Genomic DNA, 17234 nt, shown 5'->3' on the forward strand with positions numbered 1-17234 from the left:
CCCGGGCCGCGACTCCGCGGGCGACCTACGGCGCGTCGCCGCCCGTCCCCGGGCGAACGCGGTCGCCGTCCGACGCGTGGACCGCGTCGAGGACCTCCTGAACGCGCGTCGCCTCGGCGAACGAGACGAGGTCGCCGCCGTCGCCGTCGACGGCGCCCGCGAACTCCGTCAGGAGCGCGCGCACGGTGTCGCCCCGTTCGTCGACGAGCGTCTCCTCGCCCTCGCGCCCGCGGTCTCGGACGAGCCGATACCACTCCGTCAGCGACAGCGACGCCCCGTCGCCGACGACCGTGACGCTGTTCTCCTCCTCGCCGTCGTGGTCGCAGAGGAGGTCGATCGTCCCCCGAACGCCGTCGGCCCGGAAGGTCCCGACCACGTCGTCCTCGTAGGCGTCCGGGCCCGAGTAGCCCACGTCGGCTGAGACGGTCTCGATCGGGCCGAACAGCTCCTGGACGCCGAACAGGAAGTGGGTCCCGACCTCGCGCAGCGGGCCGCCCTGCTCGCGCGACTTCAGCCAGGCGACGTCCTGCCACTCGCGGGGCCACCGCGGGAACCGGAACCGGAGTTCGACGCGGCGGGGGTCGCCGACCTCGCCCGCGGCGACCGCCTCCCGCAGGCGGACGAAGCCGGGCGTGTAGCGGAACGGGAGGTTCACGGCCGTGACGCGGTCGGTCTCCGCGGCGAGCGAGACGAGTTCGCGCCCCGTCTCCGCGTCGGCCGCGATGGGCTTCTCGCAGATCACGTGCCTACCGGCCGCGAGCGCGTCGGCGACCACCTCGCGGTGCGCGAGCGGCGGCACGCCGACGTACACCGCGTCGAGGCCGTCGGTCTCGACGAGCGCGGCGTGGTCGGTCGTCGTCGCGGTGCGGTCGGTGCCGTGGTCGGCCGCGAGCGACGCCGCGCGGTCGGGGTCGAGGTCGCAGGCGGCCGCCAGTTCGTACCGGTCGTGGTCGTCTATCGCGGCCGCGAGGCGGTTCCCGATCACGCCGCAGCCGACGATCCCGATCTGTATCACGGGCGTCGAAAACGGGCGGGCGCGCTTGTAGCTTCGGGAGTCGGACGGGACGCGGCGGCGGATCCGAACCGGGCCGACCTTCAGGCGTCGTCCAGCGGTCTCGCGACCATCTCCCCCCACGGCTCGAAGCCGCGGCGGTCGTAGAACCCCTTCGCGCGCTCGTTCGCGGGGTCGACGTCGAGGACCAGCCGGTCGAGCGGGAGGTCCTGATCGGCGGCGACCGCGAGCGCGGCGTCCAGCAGGTCGTCGGCGACGCCGGTCCCGCGGTGCTCGGGGGCGACGAACAGCTCGTTCAGCACCGCGGCGTCCCAGACCATCGACAGTCGCTCGGGGAGCACGAAGGCGTAGCCGACGAGGGCGGCGTCGCCCGCCGTCCCGCTCTCGCCCTCCCCCTCGACCGCGACGGTCACGCACCGGTCGTCGTCCGCGACGCAGCGGTCGACCCAGTCGAGCCAGCGCTCGCGGTAGGCGTCCGTGAGTTTCCCCTCGTAGGCGGCCGCCTTCCCGTCGCCGCCGGTGTTCTCGCCCAGGCCGCGCTCGAAGGCGGCCTTCAGTTCGTACAGGCCGTCGGCGTCGCGCTCGTGGTCGTAGGGTCGGATCTCGGTGGTCACGCGTCGTCCCCCTCCAGCACGAACTCCGCGAGCGTCGGGACGAACGTGCCGATGTCGGTGACCATCCCGATCGCCTGCGCCGAGCCGCGGTCGAGCAGTTGGGTGACGGTGGCGGGGTCGATGTCGACGCAGACGGTCTTCGTCGTCGAGGGGAGGCAGTTGCCGACCGCGACGGAGTGGAGCAGCGTGGCGAGCATGATCACGAGGTCGGCCTCGTGGGCCTGCTCGCGGATCGCGTCCTGCGCCTCGACCGCGTCGGTGATTGTATCTGGGAGCGGGCCGTCGTCGCGGACCGACCCCGCGAGGACGGTGTCGACGTCGTTCTCGACGCACTCGTACATCACCCCCTCCGTGACGATTCCCTCCGCCACGGCGGCCTCGATGCCGCCCACCCGGATTATCTCGGAGATGGTCCAGATGTGGTGTTTGTGGCCCTTCCGCGGGTGTTCGAGCGTCTCGACGTTCATCCCGAGCGAGGTGCCGTAGATGGACCGCTCCAGGTCGTGGGTGGCGAACCCGTTGCCGGCCGAGAGCGCGTCCACGTAGCCCGCGGCGACGAGGTCGGCGAGCGCGTCGCCCGCGCCGGAGTGGATCACGGCCGGCCCCGCGACGACCATCACGTCGCCGCCCTCGTCTTTCACCGCGCGCAGTTCCTCGGCGACCTCGCGGATCGTCGACTCCGAGGGGCGCTCCGCGGAGACGCCGCCCTGCATGAACCCGAACGCGCCGCCGCCCCTCCGGGGGCGTTCGGGCGGGTTCACCCGGATCCCGGACTGGTCGGTCGCGACGAGGTCCCCCTCCTTGACGGCGTTGAGGGTCTTGGTGTAGGCGCGCGCGCCCTCGCCGGCGTCCGCCCCCGGCTCGGGGTCGACCACCAGGGCGCAGTCCATCTCGATCCGCTCGACGTCGATCCACTCGCCGTCGTACAGCACCTCCGTCGGGTGGTTCGTCGTCGAGTAGAAGTTCGGCGGGACGACCCTGTCCGCGGGCGCCGCGACGAGCTCCACCTCGGAGGGGTCTTCGAGCACCGCGCCGTTCTGGTGGAGCTCGTGGAGGATGTCCCGCAGCGTCTCGGGGTCGTCCGCGGAGACTGTCAGCCGGCAGTGCGACTCCTCGGTCTCGTGTTTCCCGACGTCGAACCGCTCGACGTCGAAGGAGCCGCCGAGGTCCATCACCGCGCCGAAGCAGCGCTGCATCGTCCCGCTGTCGATGATGTGACCTTCGAGTTCGACGGTCCGCGAGTGGGTCATACGGAGGCGTCGCGCCCGGCGGGGAAACCGGTTTCCCTCAGATCAAGCCGAGCGCGGTGAGGATCTGGTTGCCGAAGATCATCGCGATCAGGCCGCCGAGCATGACGAGCCCGGACGAGACCGTGATCGTCCGCACCGCGGCGTGCCGGTCGCTGATCGGGACCCGGCTGATCACGGCCTCGGCGACCATCCGGAGGATGCGACCGCCGTCGAGCGGGAACGCGGGCAGGCAGTTGAAAAGCGCCAGCTGGATGTTGATCCACCCCGACCAGAAGAGGAGGTTCGCGAGCAGGAAGGTCCCGCCGCCGAGCGCCGCGAGCGGCCCCTCGACGACGAAGAAGTTGGTCAGGTCGCCGGTGAACCCCGCGAAGTTGAACGGGAGCCCGAAGAGGCTGCCGAGCGGGAGGATGAGCGCGACGAACACGAGGCCGAGCGGGGACTGGGTGACCCCGCCGAGCGGGACCCCGTCGGCGGCCTCGCCGCCGTCGCCGCCGAGCAGTTCGAGGTAGGCGCCGGCGGGGTACTCGGTGACGCCCACGTCGTCGAGCGCGAGCCCGCTCGTCCCGGGGAAGACGCTGACGCCGATGAAGCCGCCGTCGCGGCTCGGATGGGGGTCGAGCTCCACGTCGTACGTCGCCTGCTCGCCGTCCGCGTCGTAGACGGTGACCGGGACGGTCTCGCCCGGGTCGCGCTCGCCGAGGACGGCCGAGAGCGCCCCGTTGTCGACGACGCGCTCGCCGTCCACCGAGACGATCGTCAGCGGCTCGCCGAGCGCCGCGCCCGCGTCGTGGATCGGGCCGTCCTCCTGGACGCCGACGACGTACGCGCCGATCGGCACGTCGGGGACGGTGACGGCCCCCTCGCCGTCCGCGGTCTCGACGCCGGAGGCGTTCTCGGCGCCCGGCGCGTCGCGGACCTGGTCGAGGACGCTCGCGTTGCCGGTCACGGTGAGCGTCGCACGCTCGTCGCCGCCGACCGCGTCGTAGAACGCCGACTCGGTCGCGACGGACTCGCCGTTGACGGCTGCGATCGTGACGGGCGATCCCTCGATCATGACGCCCAATGGGTTGCCGCCGGCGGAGCCGACCACCTGTAGCTCGCGGTCGACTGTCACTGTCTCGCGGGCGTCGCCGTCGTCGACGGTGAGCGCGACGGACTCGCCGGCGTCGGCGATCGCGGCCTCGAACTCGGCGCTCGTCTCGACCGGCGCGCCCGCCACCTCGACGATCCGGTCGCCCTGCGAGAGGTCGGCGGCGGCCGCCGGCGAGCCGGGGTTCACCTCGCCGACCGCGTAGCCGGGCGCGGGCGAGATGGCGCCGACGACGGGCCCGAACAGGAGCGCGAAGACGACGATCGTCAGGACCGTGTTCGCGGTGACGCCGGCCGCGAACATCCGGGCGCGGGCGCCGCGGGAGGCCTCCTGCGTCGCCTCCTCGTCCGGCTCGACGAACGCGCCGACCGGGAGCAGCGCGAAGAAGACCAGTCCCATCGACTCGATGTCGATGTCCTCGACCCGGCAGAGGAGCCCGTGCGCGCCCTCGTGGACGACCATCGCGCCGGCGAGCCCGGCGACGATCTCGGGCGCGACGGAGAGGGGGAGGAAGTCGTTGACCCCGGGGATGATGAGGAAGTTCTGCGGCTGCTGGATCGCCGAGGGCTGCGCGTTGGTGAACGCCGACCGAGCCGACGAGAGGATGAGCGCGAACGACGCCACCATCGCCACCAGGGCGCCCCCGAGCCCGAGGTTGGCGACCGCGCGCCAGAACCGCTTCGGCGCGGCCAGTCGGCCGAGGAAGGCGCGCCCGCGGAGCGTCCGGAGGGTCAACACCGGACCGGAGACCCTGAACGCGTCCGGGAGGACACCCTCGTTCCGCAGCCACATCGCGACCGCGGAGTAGGCGAGGACCCCGGTGAGCACCCAGAACAGCGTGTTCATTACGACCCGGTACGGTTCGCCCGTTCGTAAGGGGTTCGGTTCCAGGAACCCCCGGCGGCGAGGACTGATACGCCTCCCGCTCGTGTGTCGCGGTATGACCGACGCAGACCGAACGCGCGCCGAGACCGAACCGGACGCCCCCGTCGAAGCCGAGCGGTCGCTCGCGCCGCTGATGGGCGCGACGTACGTCGTCGCCGGGATCGCGCACTTCCTGATCCCGGAGCGCTTCGCCGAGGCGGTCCCGCCGTCGTTCCCGCGGCCGGTCGGGCTGGTCTACCTCTCCGGGGTCGTCGAGATACTCCTCGGGATCGGCGTCGCGATCCCGCGGACGCGACGCGTCTCGGCGTGGGGGATCGTCGCCCTCCTCGTCGCGGTGTTCCCCGCGAACGTCCACCTCGCCCGGAGCGAGACGCTGAACGACCTCGTCCCGGAGCCGCTCGTCGCGCCGGCCCGGCTCGCGGCGTTGGTCCGGCTGCCGTTTCAGGGCGTGCTGATCGGGTGGGCGCTGCGCTACGCGCGCGCCGACGAGGCCGAGTTGACGGCGGCGGAGGCGTGAGGCGCGCGCGAGAGGCGCCGCCGCGAACTCAACACCCAAGTACCCCCCGGTCCAACCGTGGTCCATGATCGCGCTCATCGACTTCGTCTCGCGGCTGGTCGGCGACGTCGGCCGGTTCGTCGACATCTTCCTGAACGACCTGATCCTCGGCGCGGGCGACCCGTTGTCAGCGCTCCTCGTCCTCGTCGGACAGGTGCTGATCGTCGCCTCCGTCGGCGCGCTCGGATACGCGGCGGCCGGCGCGCTGCTCGGCGAGATCGGCGTCGACCTGCCCTCGCTCGGCGGTCGCGGCCGCTCGGAATAGAAACGAACACACGGTCGGCCCGGCCGGGAATCCGTCAGTCGTCGTCGCCCGGCGCCGACCGAGTCGCGGCGGCGTCCGCCGGAGTCCCGGTCGCGATCCCGCCCTCCCCCGCGCCGTCCGGCACCTCGAACTCGTTCAGCCGCGCGAGCAGCTCGTCGGACTGCTCCGAGAGCGTGTGGACCCGCTCCGTCACCTCCGAAACGGTCGCGGTCTGCTCCTCGGCCGCGGCAGCGACAGTCTCGGCCTCGGTCGCGGTCTGCCGGCTCACGGACGCGACCCCGTCGACCATATCGACGACCTCCTGGGTCGTGCGCGCCTGGTCGTCGGTCGCGTCGCTGATCTCCTGGACCGTCTCGTCGACGGTCGTCACGTCCTCGACGACCCCCTCGAACTCCCGCAGCGTCGACTCGATGGTCTCGACGCCCTCGGCGACCTGCGCCTCCATCGCCTCGGCGTCGGCCGCGGTCTCGGCGGACGCCTCCTGGACCGCCTCGATGCGCCCGGAGATCTCCGCGGCGGACTCCCGGGTCTCCTCGGCGAGCGACTTCACCTCGTCGGCGACGACCGCGAACCCGTCGCCGGAGCCGTCGGCGCGGGCCGCCTCGATCGAGGCGTTCAGCGCGAGCAGGTTGGTTTCCTCCGCGATCTCGTCAATCACGGCCGCGATCTCGTCGATCTCACCGACCCGCTCCGCGAGGTCGGTGACGGCGGCCGCGGTCTCGCCGATCCGGCTCTCCAGGGTCTCGAGCTCGGCGATCGCCTCGGCCGCCTCCTCGCGCCCGGAGCGACCGCGGTCGGCCGCGTCGCGGGCCGTCTCGGCGGCGTCGTCAGCCGAGGCGGCGATCTCCTCGACGGTCGCCGACAGCGTGTTCATCTCGCCCGCGATCGCCTCCAGCTCGTCGGTCTGCTCGGCCGCGCCGTCGGAGATCTCTCCGACCGATCCGGCGACGTCGCCGCTCGCGTCTTCGACCTCGTCCATGCTCGCGCGCACGTCGTCCGCGGTGCCGGCCACGTCCGCGGTGAACGCGCCCACGTCGCCGACCGTCTCGCCGAGCGTCGCGACGAGCCGGTTGTAGTTGTCGACGAGCTCCGCGTACCGGTCCTCGTCGGTCGCCAGCGCGTCCTCGTCGATGGTCGCCGTCAGGTCGCCGTTCTGCGCGCGCTCGGCGGCGTCGGCGAAGGCGTCGACGAGCGCCTCCAGCTCGGTCGTGTAGGCGGCGAGGTTCTCGGCCATCTCGTCGAGCGAGTCGCCGAACGACCCGGGCACGTCCTCGTCGAGCGCCGGGTCGTCGAACTCCTGCGCGGCGAGCGCCTCGGCCTGCGCCGAGACGGTCGCGAGGTAGCCGTGGACCTCGCCGAACGCGGCCACGAGGCTCCCGACCTCGTCGGGCTGGCTCGGGTCGAGGGCGTCCGCGCCGTCCCGGTCGACGCGCTCGACCTCGCCCGCGGCGATCGCCTCGGCCTGACGCTCTAAGCCCCGAATCGGAGCGACGAGGTCCCGGCGGACGATGAGCAGCGTGTTGTAGATGGCGACGACGGACCCGAGGAACAGCGCTCCGGAGACGACGTACGCGACGGTGCCGGAGAGGACGAACTGCGCGAGAAAGATACCGACGGTGACGAGGAACTGGATGCCGACGGCCGCGACCATCTTGCGCTCTATCGATTCCGAGACGCCGAGCCCGTCCATCGTCCGCCAGAGGAGGGCGTCGTACCGCCCGCGTATCCCGGGGCGGCGCTGCCGTGTCGTGGACATGTCCGGACCTCGACGGGACCGGGTTATCAACCTCCCGCCGGCGTTATCACGTTCGATTCTCGATTATCACGGGCCGAGAATCCGCGGACCGGGCGGGCGCCGGTCGAACGGCGGACGGTCGAACGGCGAGCGGGCGCGCCGTCGCGGGGCCTCGGAACAGCCCGTCGCGAGGTCTCAAAAGAGGCCGTCGACCGCCTCGGCCGCGAGGTCGACGGCGGCCTCCAGGTCGGGGCCGAGCGGCGACCCGACGACGAGGCCGTCGGCGTGCTCGGCGACCGCGGCGGCGCGCTCGCGGACGGTCGCGGGCGTGCCCGCCATACAGAACGCGTCGACCATCTCGGGCGTCACGCGCTCGAAGGCGGCCGAGAACTCGCCGGCTGAGACGCGCTCGCCGATCTCGCTCGCCGCGTCCGGGTCGATCCCGTGGCGCTTCAGGACGGGCGGCGCCGCGCCCGCGGCGATGAACGCGACCGGGGGGCGGGCGGCCTCGCGGGCGGCCGCCTCCTCGTCGGCGACCGACACCGCTGCGTACGCGATCAGGTCGAACTCGCCGCGGTGGTCCGGCCTGTCGTCGAGGCCGTCGTCGACCTGGTCGCGAGCCCACGCAAGGTCCTTCGGGTGCGACCCGTTGTACAGCAGTCCGTCGGCGTGTTTCGCGGCCATCCTGCACATGTGCGGCCCCTCGCCGCCGACGTGGACGGGGATGTCAGCGCCCTGCGGCGGCTCGTAGTTGAGGCCCGCGTCCGCGGCGTCGAAGGCGCCCTCGTGGTCGACGCGCTCGCCGGCCCACAGCTTCTGGGCGGTCTTGAACGCCTCCAGGACGGGCCGGAGTCCCCGCTCGTCTTCGAGACCGAGGTTCGAGAGCGTCGAGGGGTCGCCCGGCCCGAGGCCGAAGACGGCGCGGCCCGCGGCGACCTCGTCGAGGGTGGCGACCTTCGAGGCGAGCGTCACAGGGTGGGTCTCGTAGGGGTTGGCGACGCCGGGGCCGAGCCGGACGGACTCGGTGGCGGCCGCGAGCCGCGAGAGGAACGCCCACGGGTCGCGGTTGTTGTAGTGACACGTCGAGTAGACGGCGTCGTAGCCGGCCTCCTCGGCGCGGACGCCGAGGTCGACGAGGCGGGACATCTCGTGTTCGGGGGTGAGTTCGATGCCGAGCATGGTTACTCCTGAAACGTCCACTCCCGCAGGGCCTGGCGGACGAAGTCGCCCTCGACCTCGCGGAAGTGATTGTCCGAGCCGTCGTGGTCGCCGAACTCCCAGTCGCGGACGACGACCACGGGGGTCCCGCCCGCGCCTTCGCCGGCGACGAGGTTGGCGGCCGCGGCGAGCTCGTCGACCACGTTCTGGACGGTGACGCCCATCTCGCGGCCGTCGCGGTCGCACTCGCCGCGCCAGTCGCGGCTGGCGGGCATCCCGGCCCACCCAATCGCGACCCCGCGCTGCCCGTGGCGGAACGGGCGCCCGCAGGTGTCGCTGACGACGACGCGGTCGGCCGCGAGCCTCCGGCGGATCCGCGCCGCGCTCTCGGAGGGGCGCTCCGGGAGAAGCAGCAGGTCGCCGTCGGGGACGTTCGACCGGTCGATGCCGGCGTTGACGCCGACGTGGCCGAAGCGCGTCGCGGTGAGGAGGAACGGCGCCTCCATCACGAGCTCCGTCGACTCCTCGATGACGGCCTGCGCGAACCGCGGGTCCTTCTCCTCGCCGGTGATCTCGGCGAGCCTGTCGGCCACCTCCCTCGCGCGCGGGCTCGCCGGGAAGTCGTCGAGCTCGAAGACGCGGCCCTCCGCCTTGGAGACGACCGTGCTGGCGACGACGACCACGTCGTCCTCGCGGAGGTCGACGCGCTCGCCGACCATGGCCGCCAGGTCGTCCCCCTCCCGGATCTCCGGGAGGTCCGGAACCGCGAACAGCTCCATGTGATCACCTTCGCGGCGACGTGGAAAAACCCCGCCGGTACCGGGCCGGTTTGACGGTATCCGCGGCGTGGTGTGTGAGGATCCCCGGTCACCAATGTCGACGTTCAGACAGAGAAGCAGGCGCTAATGACACGGTACCGCACGTAACGTGGTTTTGTTAAACGTATATTAGGTGATGACAGCGATAACGAGTCATTCAGCCGAACGGTTTTGTACCGTGACTGACGACCCTCGGCCGCGATGTGCGAATCAGCGACTGAAGCCGATCCGGCACCGATCGGTACGCGAACGCGTGTCCCGGCCGACAGCGACGACGACGACCCGTTCGTGACGCGGACCCGCGCCCCGTGAGAGGCGGCGGGCCACGGTCTCGCTGACTTTTCGCCGCAGCCGTTCGCACCCGTCCGCACCTGTCCACACTCGTCCGCCCCCGTCCGCACGGCTTATACGCGACTCCGCCGAACCCGGGGTGTGGACCTCCACGTCCGGTACGAGGGCGACGACGACCCCGACAAGTGTACGGCCCGGAAGCTCTCGCGGTTCGACCTCGCCGAGCTCCACCGTTCGGACCGGGCCACGCCGTACGGGGTCGTGCTCAACCCCCACGCGGAGCGCGCGCTCTCGCCCGCGGACGCCGAGCGGGCCGCAGAGAGCGCGCTCGTCGCGCTCGACTGCTCGTGGGAGTCGGCCGGCGAGAAGATGTTCACCCTCCCCGGCGAGCACCGCGCGCTCCCGTACCTCGTCGCCGCGAACCCCGTGAACTTCGGGCGGCCGATGCGGCTCACGACGGTCGAGGCGTTCGCGGCCGCGCTCGCGATCCTCGGCGAGCGCGACCACGCGGAGCGCGTCCTCGCGAAGTTCACCTGGGGCGAGACGTTCCTCGAACTCAACGCCGAGCCGCTCCGGCGGTACGCCGACTGCGAGGACTCGGCCGCGGTCGTCGCGGTCCAGCAGGAGTACCTCGACCGGGGGTAGCGACCGCTCGCCTCGGAGCCGGCGGTTCCGATACCGGCACCGAACGGGGTCGCGACAAGCCTTTTGCGTGATTCGACCGTACCGATGAGCGATGGTTTCCACGGGCGACGACGCACCGACGTTCACCGCGACGGTCGGCACGAGCGACCACGAGCCGTTCGACCTCGACGAGCGGATCGGCGACGGGCCGGTCGTGCTCGCGTTCTTCCCCGGCGCGTTCACGCCGCCGTGTACGAACGAGATGATCGCGTTCCAGGAGCGCGCCGACGCCTTCGACGACGCGGGCGCGACCCTGTTCGGGATCAGCGCCGACTCGCCGTTCTCGCAGGACGCGTTCCGCGAGGAGCACGGGATCGAGTTCGACCTCGTGAGCGACATGGCCGGCGACGCGATCCGAGCGTACGGGCTGGAGATCGACATCGAGGAGCTGGGTCTCCACGGTATCGCCAACCGCGCGGTGTTCGTGATCGACGACGAGGGGCAGATCGTCTACGACTGGGTCGCCGACGACCCGACGAACGAGCCCGACTACGAGGCGGTCCTCGACGCCGTCGAGAGCGGTTAATAAACGCTCCGTCGCGGAGCAGTCGATTCCGCTACCGTTCCCGCCTTCTATTTATCCGATGTCGAGGCACCCGCAGTGGTGCGTTCTTTTGAATCCACAGCCGCTTATTTTTAAATAGCCACTGCTGAACCGACGGGGAACATCCCCTAAGCCCCAGCCGCGAGGACGTCCCACACCGCAACCGCACCTCACGCCTCCCCAGCCTCGTCGGTCACCGTCGCTTCGCTCGGCGACCGACTCCAGCGAGAATCGGAGATTCTCTGGCAGCCGGCGCTACGCGCTGGCGACCTCGCGCACGCTCCTCGCGCCCTATCGGGCGCTCGGAGGCGCGCGCCGATGAGGTAACTTCCCTTTCCGATCCCATCAAAGCCGAACGGTTTCGAAGAACGCCGATCAGTCGCCGACCACGCCGCCGATGGCGCCCGCGAGCGCCGAGTCGACGGCGAACAGGAACGTGAGGAACAGGCCGACGACCAGCACGCCGGCGCCACCGAGCAGGCTTCCGACCGGGCCGCCCACGAGGCCGACGAGGCCGCCGAACAGGGCGAGCAGCAGCGTGACCGCGACCCCGCTCACCGACCCCGCCAGCAGCCCGTGCCAGAAGCCGGAGAGCAGGCCGCCGCCGGCCAAGTACCCCGCGACGAAGCCGCCGACGAGGCCGGCGGCCGCGTGTCCCACCACGGGGGCGAACGTCGCGAGCAGCCCGGCGATCAGCATCACGACGAACCCGTAGCCCACGGCGCGCCAGTCGGTCATGCGACGGCGTAGCCTACCCGCAGGTAAATACTTCCTCGTCAAATTGCTACTTCCACACGTTTATTTAATAACTCTTGGTAACGGACTCGGTTAGAATGCTAGCTGGATTAATAACCCTGTGAGCGGTAGCGGTCGGTAATGAGCGACTCGCGCGAAGCGGACGGTCCCGACGACGAGCCGGCCGACCGCCCCGCCGGTGCGGCGACGGACGAGCCCGACGAGGCGCGGCTCCGGCTCACGGTGCCGGACATGGACTGCTCATCGTGCGCCGGGAAGGTCGAGGGCGCGCTCGACCGCGAGGGCGTGCTCTCGGTCGACACCCGTCCGACCACGGGCGTCGTCGTCCTCGCGTACGACCCCGACCTGACGGACGTCGAGGCGCTGACGGCCGCGGTCGAGGGCGCCGGCTACGCCGTCGCGGACGCGGAGTCGGACGGCGTCGCCGACGACCTGTTCACGAGCCCCCGAGCGATCGCGACCGCGGTCGGCGGAGCGTTCCTCGCGGTCGGCCTCGTCTTGGAGTGGCTGCTCCCCGGGCTCGACCCGACGTTCGCGACGGTCGGCGGCGTGGGGTTCCTCGGGCCGTGGGCGGTCACCGGCGCGTCCGTCGCGTACCTGCTGGCGGTCGCGGTCGCCGGCCCGCCGATCCTGCGGAACGGATTCTACTCGCTGCGCGGCCTGAGCCTCGACATCGACCTCCTGATGAGCGTCGGGGTCGTCGCCGCGCTGCTCGTCGACCTCCCGTTCGAGGCGGCGACGCTCGCGGTGCTGTTCTCGGTCGCCGAGCTGCTCGAACGCTACTCGATCGACCGGGCGCGCACCTCCCTCCGCGAGCTGATGGAGCTGTCGCCGGACGAGGCGGTCGTGATCCGCGACGGCGACGAGGAGACGGTCCCCGCCGAGCGCGTCGCGACGGGCGAGCGGCTCGCGGTGCGGCCGGGCGAGCGCGTCCCGCTCGACGGCGTCGTCCGCGAGGGCTCCGGCGCGGTCGACGAGTCGCCGATCACCGGCGAGTCCGTGCCCGCGGAGAAGGCGCCCGGCGACGAGGTGTACGCCGGCTCGATCAACGAGGCCGGCTACCTCGAGGTCGAGGCGACGGCGCCCGCGAGCGAGTCGACCATCGCGCGGGTCGTCGAGCTCGTGGAGGCCGCCAACGGCGAGGAGACGCGCGCCGAGCGGTTCGTCGACCGCTTCGCGGCCGTCTACACGCCGATCGTCGTGACCTTCGCGGTCGCGACTGCGGCGCTCGGTCCGGTCCTATTCGGCGGCGGCGCGGAGACGTGGTTCGTCCGCGGGCTCACCCTGCTCGTGGTCGCGTGCCCGTGCGCGTTCGTCATCTCGACGCCCGTCAGCGTCGTCTCCGGCGTGACCGCGGCCGCGCGCAACGGCGTCCTGATCAAGGGCGGCGAGCACCTGGAGGCCGCCGGCGACGTGGACGCCGTCGCGCTCGACAAGACCGGGACGCTCACGCGCGGGGAGCTGTCGGTGACCGACGTGGTGCCCCTCGGCGACCGCGGGGCCGACGACGTGCTGGCGTGCGCGACCGCCGTCGAGCGCCGGAGCGAACACCCGGTCGCGGCGGCGATCGTCGCGCGCGGCGAGGAGGCGGGCGCCGCGCCCGACGGCGAGGACGCGACCGCGGTCACCGGCTTCGAGGCGCTGACCGGCGAGGGCGTGCGCGCCGACCTCGACGGCGAGACCCACTACGCCGGCAAGCCCTCCCTGTTCGAGGAGCTCGGCTTCGACCTGAGCCACGCGCACGTCCGGCCCGACGGCGGAGTCGTCCGCGGACGCGACGCGGACGGCGACGCCCCCGACGGCGCGAGCGCGAGCGTCACCGAGCCCGAGTCCTGCGACCACGGCCAGTACCTCGACCTGGCGAGCGAGACGATCCCCCGGCTCCAGGCGGAGGGGAAGACCGTCGTCCTCGTCGGGACGGAGACGGAGCTGGAGGGGGTCATCGCGGTCGCCGACACCGTCCGCCCGGAGGCGGCGTGGGTCGTCGACCGGCTCCACGAGCTCGGGGTCGACCGCGTCGCGATGCTCACCGGCGACAACGACCGGACCGCGCGTGCCATCGGCGAGCGCGTCGGCGTCGACGAGGTCCGCGCGGAGCTGCTCCCGGACGAGAAGGTCGACGCGGTCCGCGAGCTCGCGGCCGATGCGGAGGGCGGCGCCGCGATGGTCGGCGACGGGATCAACGACGCGCCGGCGCTGGCGGCCGCGGACGTGGGGATCGCGATGGGCGCCGCCGGCACCGACACCGCCATCGAGACCGCCGACGTGGCGCTGATGGCCGACGACCTGACGCGGCTGCCGTACGTCGTCGACCTCTCCTCGCGCGCGAGCTCGACGATCCGGACGAACATCGGCGCCTCCCTCGTCGTGAAGGCGCTCCTGGCGGCCGGCGCCCCGCTGGGCTACGTGAGCGTCGCGATGGCGGTGGTCGTCGGCGACATGGGGATGAGCCTCGGCGTCACCGGCAACGCGCTCCGCCTCGGCAACGTCGAGCCCGCGGAGCCGCCGGCGGCGGACGCGCCCGCCGACGAGTCCGGCGCGTAGCGGAGCGCGCGCCGCCGGTCGGCGGGAGCCGGCGAGATCGGCCTCACGATTTTTATCGGCTCGACGGCAATGCGAGCGCATGCCCTCCGAGAGCGGACCCGCGACCGCGGCCGACGCGGTCGACGCCGTCGAGCCCTCCGAGTCCGTCGGGGACGCCGAGCGCGACGAGGCCGCCGGCCGCGACGACTCGGCCGCGACCGACGGCGCCGACGCGACCGGGGGTCTCGGGCGCGAGGCGATCGAGTGGGGACCGGTCCGGTACGACCGGCTGAGGTCGCTCGCGGCCGGCGCAACGGGCGGGATCGCCGGCGCCGTCCTCGTCGGGATCGGGGCCGTCGTCGCCGCCGTGCTCACCGGGATCGGCGAGTTCGCGCTGCCGAGCGTCGGCCTCGCCGAGGCCGCCGTCGGCGTCGGGTTCCTGTTCGCGCTCGTGGTCGCCACCGTCCCCTCGCTGTACGTCTGGTACCGCGAGACCGCGGTCAGCGAGCTGACCGTCTCCCGGCTGCGCGAGGCCGCGGGCGCGCTGCGGCCCGGCTGGACGCTCGCCGGGCTCGGCGCGGTCGCCGCGGCGGCGGTGGCGCTCCCGTCTGACCTCCTTCCGGCCTTCTGGCCGCTGTTCTGGCTCGTCTGGTTCGTGCCGGCCGTCGTCCAGTCGTCGGGCAAGACCGTCCGACTCGACCCGGCGGCGGCGACGGTCGAGCGGACGTACCCCAGCTACGACCGGACCCGGAGCGACGACCTCGGCTCGGTCGTGCGGACGCGGCGGGTCGACCTCCGGTCGACGACGCTGTTCCTGCTCGCGTACCGCGGGAACGCGTGGTTCCGGTCGACGCCGTGGCTGTTCGTCCCGACCCACCGCGCCGACGAGGTCGAGGCGGCGCTCGACGCGGTGCTGGCGGAGAGCGACGGCCCGGACCGCGCGAGCGTCCCGGAGCGGCTCACCCTCGCGGTCCTGGGATCGTTCTCGCTCGTCGTCGGGCTCCTGATGGCCGTCGCGGCCGGCGAGGGCGCGGGCGGCGTGGCGCTGGCGCTGCTCACGGCCCCGTTCTCCCTGCTGTTTCTCGCGCTGGCCGCGCGCCTGTGAGACGCTCCCGACACCGGACGTGACACCCCCTACCACGCGACTCATATACTCGCGGACCGTAGCACGGACATGGACAGACAGCGTCTGGAACGCGCGCTCGAAGACGAGTTCGGGGGGACCGAGGCGGAGCGGCGCGCCGTCTCGCGGGCGGCCCGCGACCTCGTCGACTCCGGGCGGCCCTCCGAGGACCGCGGTCACGGGCTGACCGTGCCGGGGGTGGTCGGGCACATGGAGGACGCCCCGGACGGCTCCTCGCTCGTCGAGCGCTGGAACTGGTGGATGGGCGCGCTCGACGCCGCATACGGCGGCTACGACTACTTCACGGTGCGGTTCGTCGAGGACGACGAGGCGACCGGCCTCCGTCGGTAGGGGGAGGCGGACCCCGGAGCCGCCGTGCCCGAATCGCCCGCTAGCAGTTCGGAGCTGTCCACTTTCACTTTCACTCCGGGGATGGCTCGGTTATAGGGGCGTTCCGGCCCGAGGGAGAGGTATGAGCGCAGTAACCGCCGACCGACCGCGGTACGCGACGCCGACGCGCGTGGACGTCACCGACTGTCGAACCGACCGGCTCCCGGACCGCGTCCGGGCGAACCGCGTCGACGGCAGCGAGGTCCACCTCGAACGCCGGGGCGGGCGGACGTTCCTCGTCACGCGGCCGACCGAGTGACAGTCGCTTTCGGGCGGCAGTGAAGAAGAACTCAGCGCCCGCTCCCGTCAGTCGTCGGCGGGGAGTTCCGTGCGGGGCAGTTCGCCGTCCCCGTGCCGGCCGTCGAGACCGACGCCGAGCGTCTCGTTCGTCCGCGCGACCGACTCGGCCGCGTCGACGTCGGTCGCGAGCGCGCGGACCGCGTCCACGTTCTCGGGGACCACGTCGGCCTCCTGGTGGACGTTCTGGAACAGGTAGAGGTCCCGGCCGGTGACGCTTATCGACTCCTCCCAGACGCAGTTCTCCCAGAGGTCGCCGCGGGGCCGGCCCGCGTCGGCGGCGTAGTCCTTCAGCGCTCCGGCCCCGTCGATGCCGGCGGCCTCGGGGATGAGGAAGATCCGGCTCTCGCCGGCGAGCAGGTCGCGGACGGCCGCCGGGTCCGGCTCGGTCGCCAGCGTGACGTTGACGCTGTGGGTGTGCATCGCGGTGACCGGCGCCTTCAGCGCCGCGGTGTCGACGGCCACGTCGGGGAGGATCTCGTTCACGTCGGGGCCGTGGTGGGAGGGGACCGTCGCCGGGTCGGGGACGATGTCGTTTATCGGGCCGCGGTCGGTCTCGTTCGGGTCGCCGCCGCGGCGCACGAGCGTGACGCGCGCCTTCTCGACGCCGAAGGTCTCGTCAAGCGGCGCGAGCAGCCGCGAGAGCGCGGTCGTGTTACAGGAGACGACACGGACGGAGTCGGCCCCGCGGGCGGCCTCGAAGCGGCCGCGGGCGTTGAACGAGGCGTCGGCGACGGCCGCGTCCTCGCCGCCCTGAAAGACCGCCGGCGTGTCGTGGGCCTCGTAGACCGGCGCGTTGCGCTCGCCGACGCCGGAGGGGGCGCAGTCGACGATCACGTCGACGGCGTCGAGCAGGTCGCCGAGGGTCCCCGCCAGGTCGACGCCGGCGGCCGCGAACCGGTCGGTGCGGTCCTCGACCGCCGCGTAGAGGTCGTATCCGCGGCGGGACGCGGTCTCGACGCCGTAGTCCGGCGACGCCTTGGTCACGCCGATCAGCTCCATGTCGGCCTGGGCCGCGACGGCGTCCGCGACCCGCTTGCCGATCGTGCCGTAGCCGTTGACGCCCACGCGTATCATGTGCGTCCCTCGCTCGGGGACCGGTATAATCTTTTCGAGGTTCGAAAATTGAAATTAACTACCCCACGAGTAATCGATCGGTTAATTCGACGCCGATCGGCACCGGACGTAAATAATTCAATTACGGAATAGAGTAAAATCGCCGATGACAAGGCCTAACGCCCGG

17 protein-coding genes are annotated in these 17234 nt (G+C 72.3%); 8 read left to right on the forward strand and 9 right to left on the reverse strand.

Translation table 11 applies throughout. The features are described 5' to 3' along the window. Positions 1-25: 25 nt before the first annotated feature. From EXE50_RS03840 to EXE50_RS03855, 4 genes are all read right to left on the reverse strand, one after another. Positions 26-1015: a Gfo/Idh/MocA family protein gene (locus EXE50_RS03840; protein ID WP_137704409.1), complete on the reverse strand. Its 990-nt coding sequence runs from the start codon at positions 1013-1015 to the stop codon at positions 26-28. 80 nt (positions 1016-1095) lie between these two features. Next, positions 1096-1626 carry a GNAT family N-acetyltransferase gene (locus EXE50_RS03845; RefSeq protein ID WP_053772672.1) on the reverse strand — a complete coding sequence of 177 codons (531 nt, stop codon included), beginning with the start codon at positions 1624-1626 and terminating at the stop codon, positions 1096-1098. Further along, positions 1623-2876 carry a TIGR00300 family protein gene (locus EXE50_RS03850; RefSeq protein WP_053772673.1) on the reverse strand — a complete coding sequence of 418 codons (1254 nt, stop codon included), beginning with the start codon at positions 2874-2876 and terminating at the stop codon, positions 1623-1625. The genes EXE50_RS03845 and EXE50_RS03850 overlap by 4 nt, the downstream gene beginning before the upstream one ends. A gap of 37 nt (positions 2877-2913) precedes the next feature. Next, positions 2914-4812, reverse strand: a complete 1899-nt coding sequence (locus tag EXE50_RS03855; protein ID WP_137704410.1) for a site-2 protease family protein — start codon at positions 4810-4812, stop codon at positions 2914-2916. A gap of 94 nt (positions 4813-4906) precedes the next feature. On the opposite strand from EXE50_RS03855, the gene EXE50_RS03860 reads away from it, so the two are divergent. Continuing rightward, positions 4907-5368: a DoxX family membrane protein gene (locus EXE50_RS03860; protein WP_053772675.1), complete on the forward strand. Its 462-nt coding sequence runs from the start codon at positions 4907-4909 to the stop codon at positions 5366-5368. A gap of 64 nt (positions 5369-5432) precedes the next feature. Beyond that, on the forward strand, positions 5433-5672 hold the full coding sequence (locus EXE50_RS03865) for a hypothetical protein (protein ID WP_053772676.1): 240 nt from the start codon (positions 5433-5435) through the stop codon (positions 5670-5672). Between the two features lie 34 nt (positions 5673-5706). On the opposite strand, the gene EXE50_RS03870 is transcribed toward EXE50_RS03865, so the two are convergent. The 3 genes from EXE50_RS03870 to EXE50_RS03880 form a co-directional block, all read right to left on the reverse strand. Continuing rightward, entirely contained in the window at positions 5707-7362 is a 1656-nt protein-coding gene (locus EXE50_RS03870; RefSeq protein ID WP_137704538.1) for a methyl-accepting chemotaxis protein, read from the reverse strand. Positions 7363-7602: 240 nt separating this feature from the next. After that, complete coding sequence (locus EXE50_RS03875) at positions 7603-8586, reverse strand: 5,10-methylenetetrahydromethanopterin reductase (protein ID WP_053772677.1); 984 nt, start codon at positions 8584-8586, stop codon at positions 7603-7605. A gap of 2 nt (positions 8587-8588) precedes the next feature. Then, the gene (locus EXE50_RS03880; protein WP_053772678.1) at positions 8589-9344 is read right to left on the reverse strand and encodes a coenzyme F420-0:L-glutamate ligase; all 756 of its coding nucleotides are present in this window, start codon (positions 9342-9344) and stop codon (positions 8589-8591) included. A gap of 471 nt (positions 9345-9815) precedes the next feature. On the opposite strand from EXE50_RS03880, the gene EXE50_RS03885 reads away from it, so the two are divergent. Both EXE50_RS03885 and EXE50_RS03890 read left to right on the forward strand, forming a co-directional pair. After that, entirely contained in the window at positions 9816-10319 is a 504-nt protein-coding gene (locus tag EXE50_RS03885) for a DUF367 family protein (RefSeq protein ID WP_053772679.1), read from the forward strand. Positions 10320-10410: 91 nt separating this feature from the next. Then, entirely contained in the window at positions 10411-10884 is a 474-nt protein-coding gene (locus EXE50_RS03890; RefSeq protein WP_137704411.1) for a redoxin domain-containing protein, read from the forward strand. Positions 10885-11277: 393 nt separating this feature from the next. On the opposite strand, the gene EXE50_RS03895 is transcribed toward EXE50_RS03890, so the two are convergent. Further along, complete coding sequence (locus EXE50_RS03895) at positions 11278-11640, reverse strand: DUF5518 domain-containing protein (RefSeq protein ID WP_053772681.1); 363 nt, start codon at positions 11638-11640, stop codon at positions 11278-11280. A gap of 138 nt (positions 11641-11778) precedes the next feature. Here EXE50_RS03895 and EXE50_RS03900 point away from each other — a divergent pair, with 138 nt between their 5' ends. From EXE50_RS03900 to EXE50_RS17310, 4 genes are all read left to right on the forward strand, one after another. Continuing rightward, a complete protein-coding gene (locus EXE50_RS03900; RefSeq protein ID WP_137704412.1) occupies positions 11779-14202 on the forward strand; it encodes a cation-translocating P-type ATPase in 2424 nt (807 codons plus the stop codon). A 79-nt stretch (positions 14203-14281) separates the two neighbouring features. Beyond that, the gene (locus EXE50_RS03905; RefSeq protein WP_137704413.1) at positions 14282-15286 is read left to right on the forward strand and encodes a hypothetical protein; all 1005 of its coding nucleotides are present in this window, start codon (positions 14282-14284) and stop codon (positions 15284-15286) included. 69 nt (positions 15287-15355) lie between these two features. Further along, positions 15356-15655 (forward strand): hypothetical protein, encoded by a 300-nt coding sequence (locus EXE50_RS03910; protein ID WP_053772684.1) that lies wholly within the window; start codon positions 15356-15358, stop codon positions 15653-15655. Positions 15656-15776: 121 nt separating this feature from the next. After that, positions 15777-15953 carry a hypothetical protein gene (locus EXE50_RS17310; protein ID WP_006112147.1) on the forward strand — a complete coding sequence of 59 codons (177 nt, stop codon included), beginning with the start codon at positions 15777-15779 and terminating at the stop codon, positions 15951-15953. A 47-nt stretch (positions 15954-16000) separates the two neighbouring features. On the opposite strand, the gene EXE50_RS03915 is transcribed toward EXE50_RS17310, so the two are convergent. After that, the gene (locus EXE50_RS03915; protein WP_137704414.1) at positions 16001-17068 is read right to left on the reverse strand and encodes a type II glyceraldehyde-3-phosphate dehydrogenase; all 1068 of its coding nucleotides are present in this window, start codon (positions 17066-17068) and stop codon (positions 16001-16003) included. Positions 17069-17234 lie beyond the last annotated feature (166 nt).

Source organism: Halorubrum sp. ARQ200 (genome assembly GCF_005435115.1).
GTDB lineage: Archaea > Halobacteriota > Halobacteria > Halobacteriales > Haloferacaceae > Halorubrum > Halorubrum tropicale.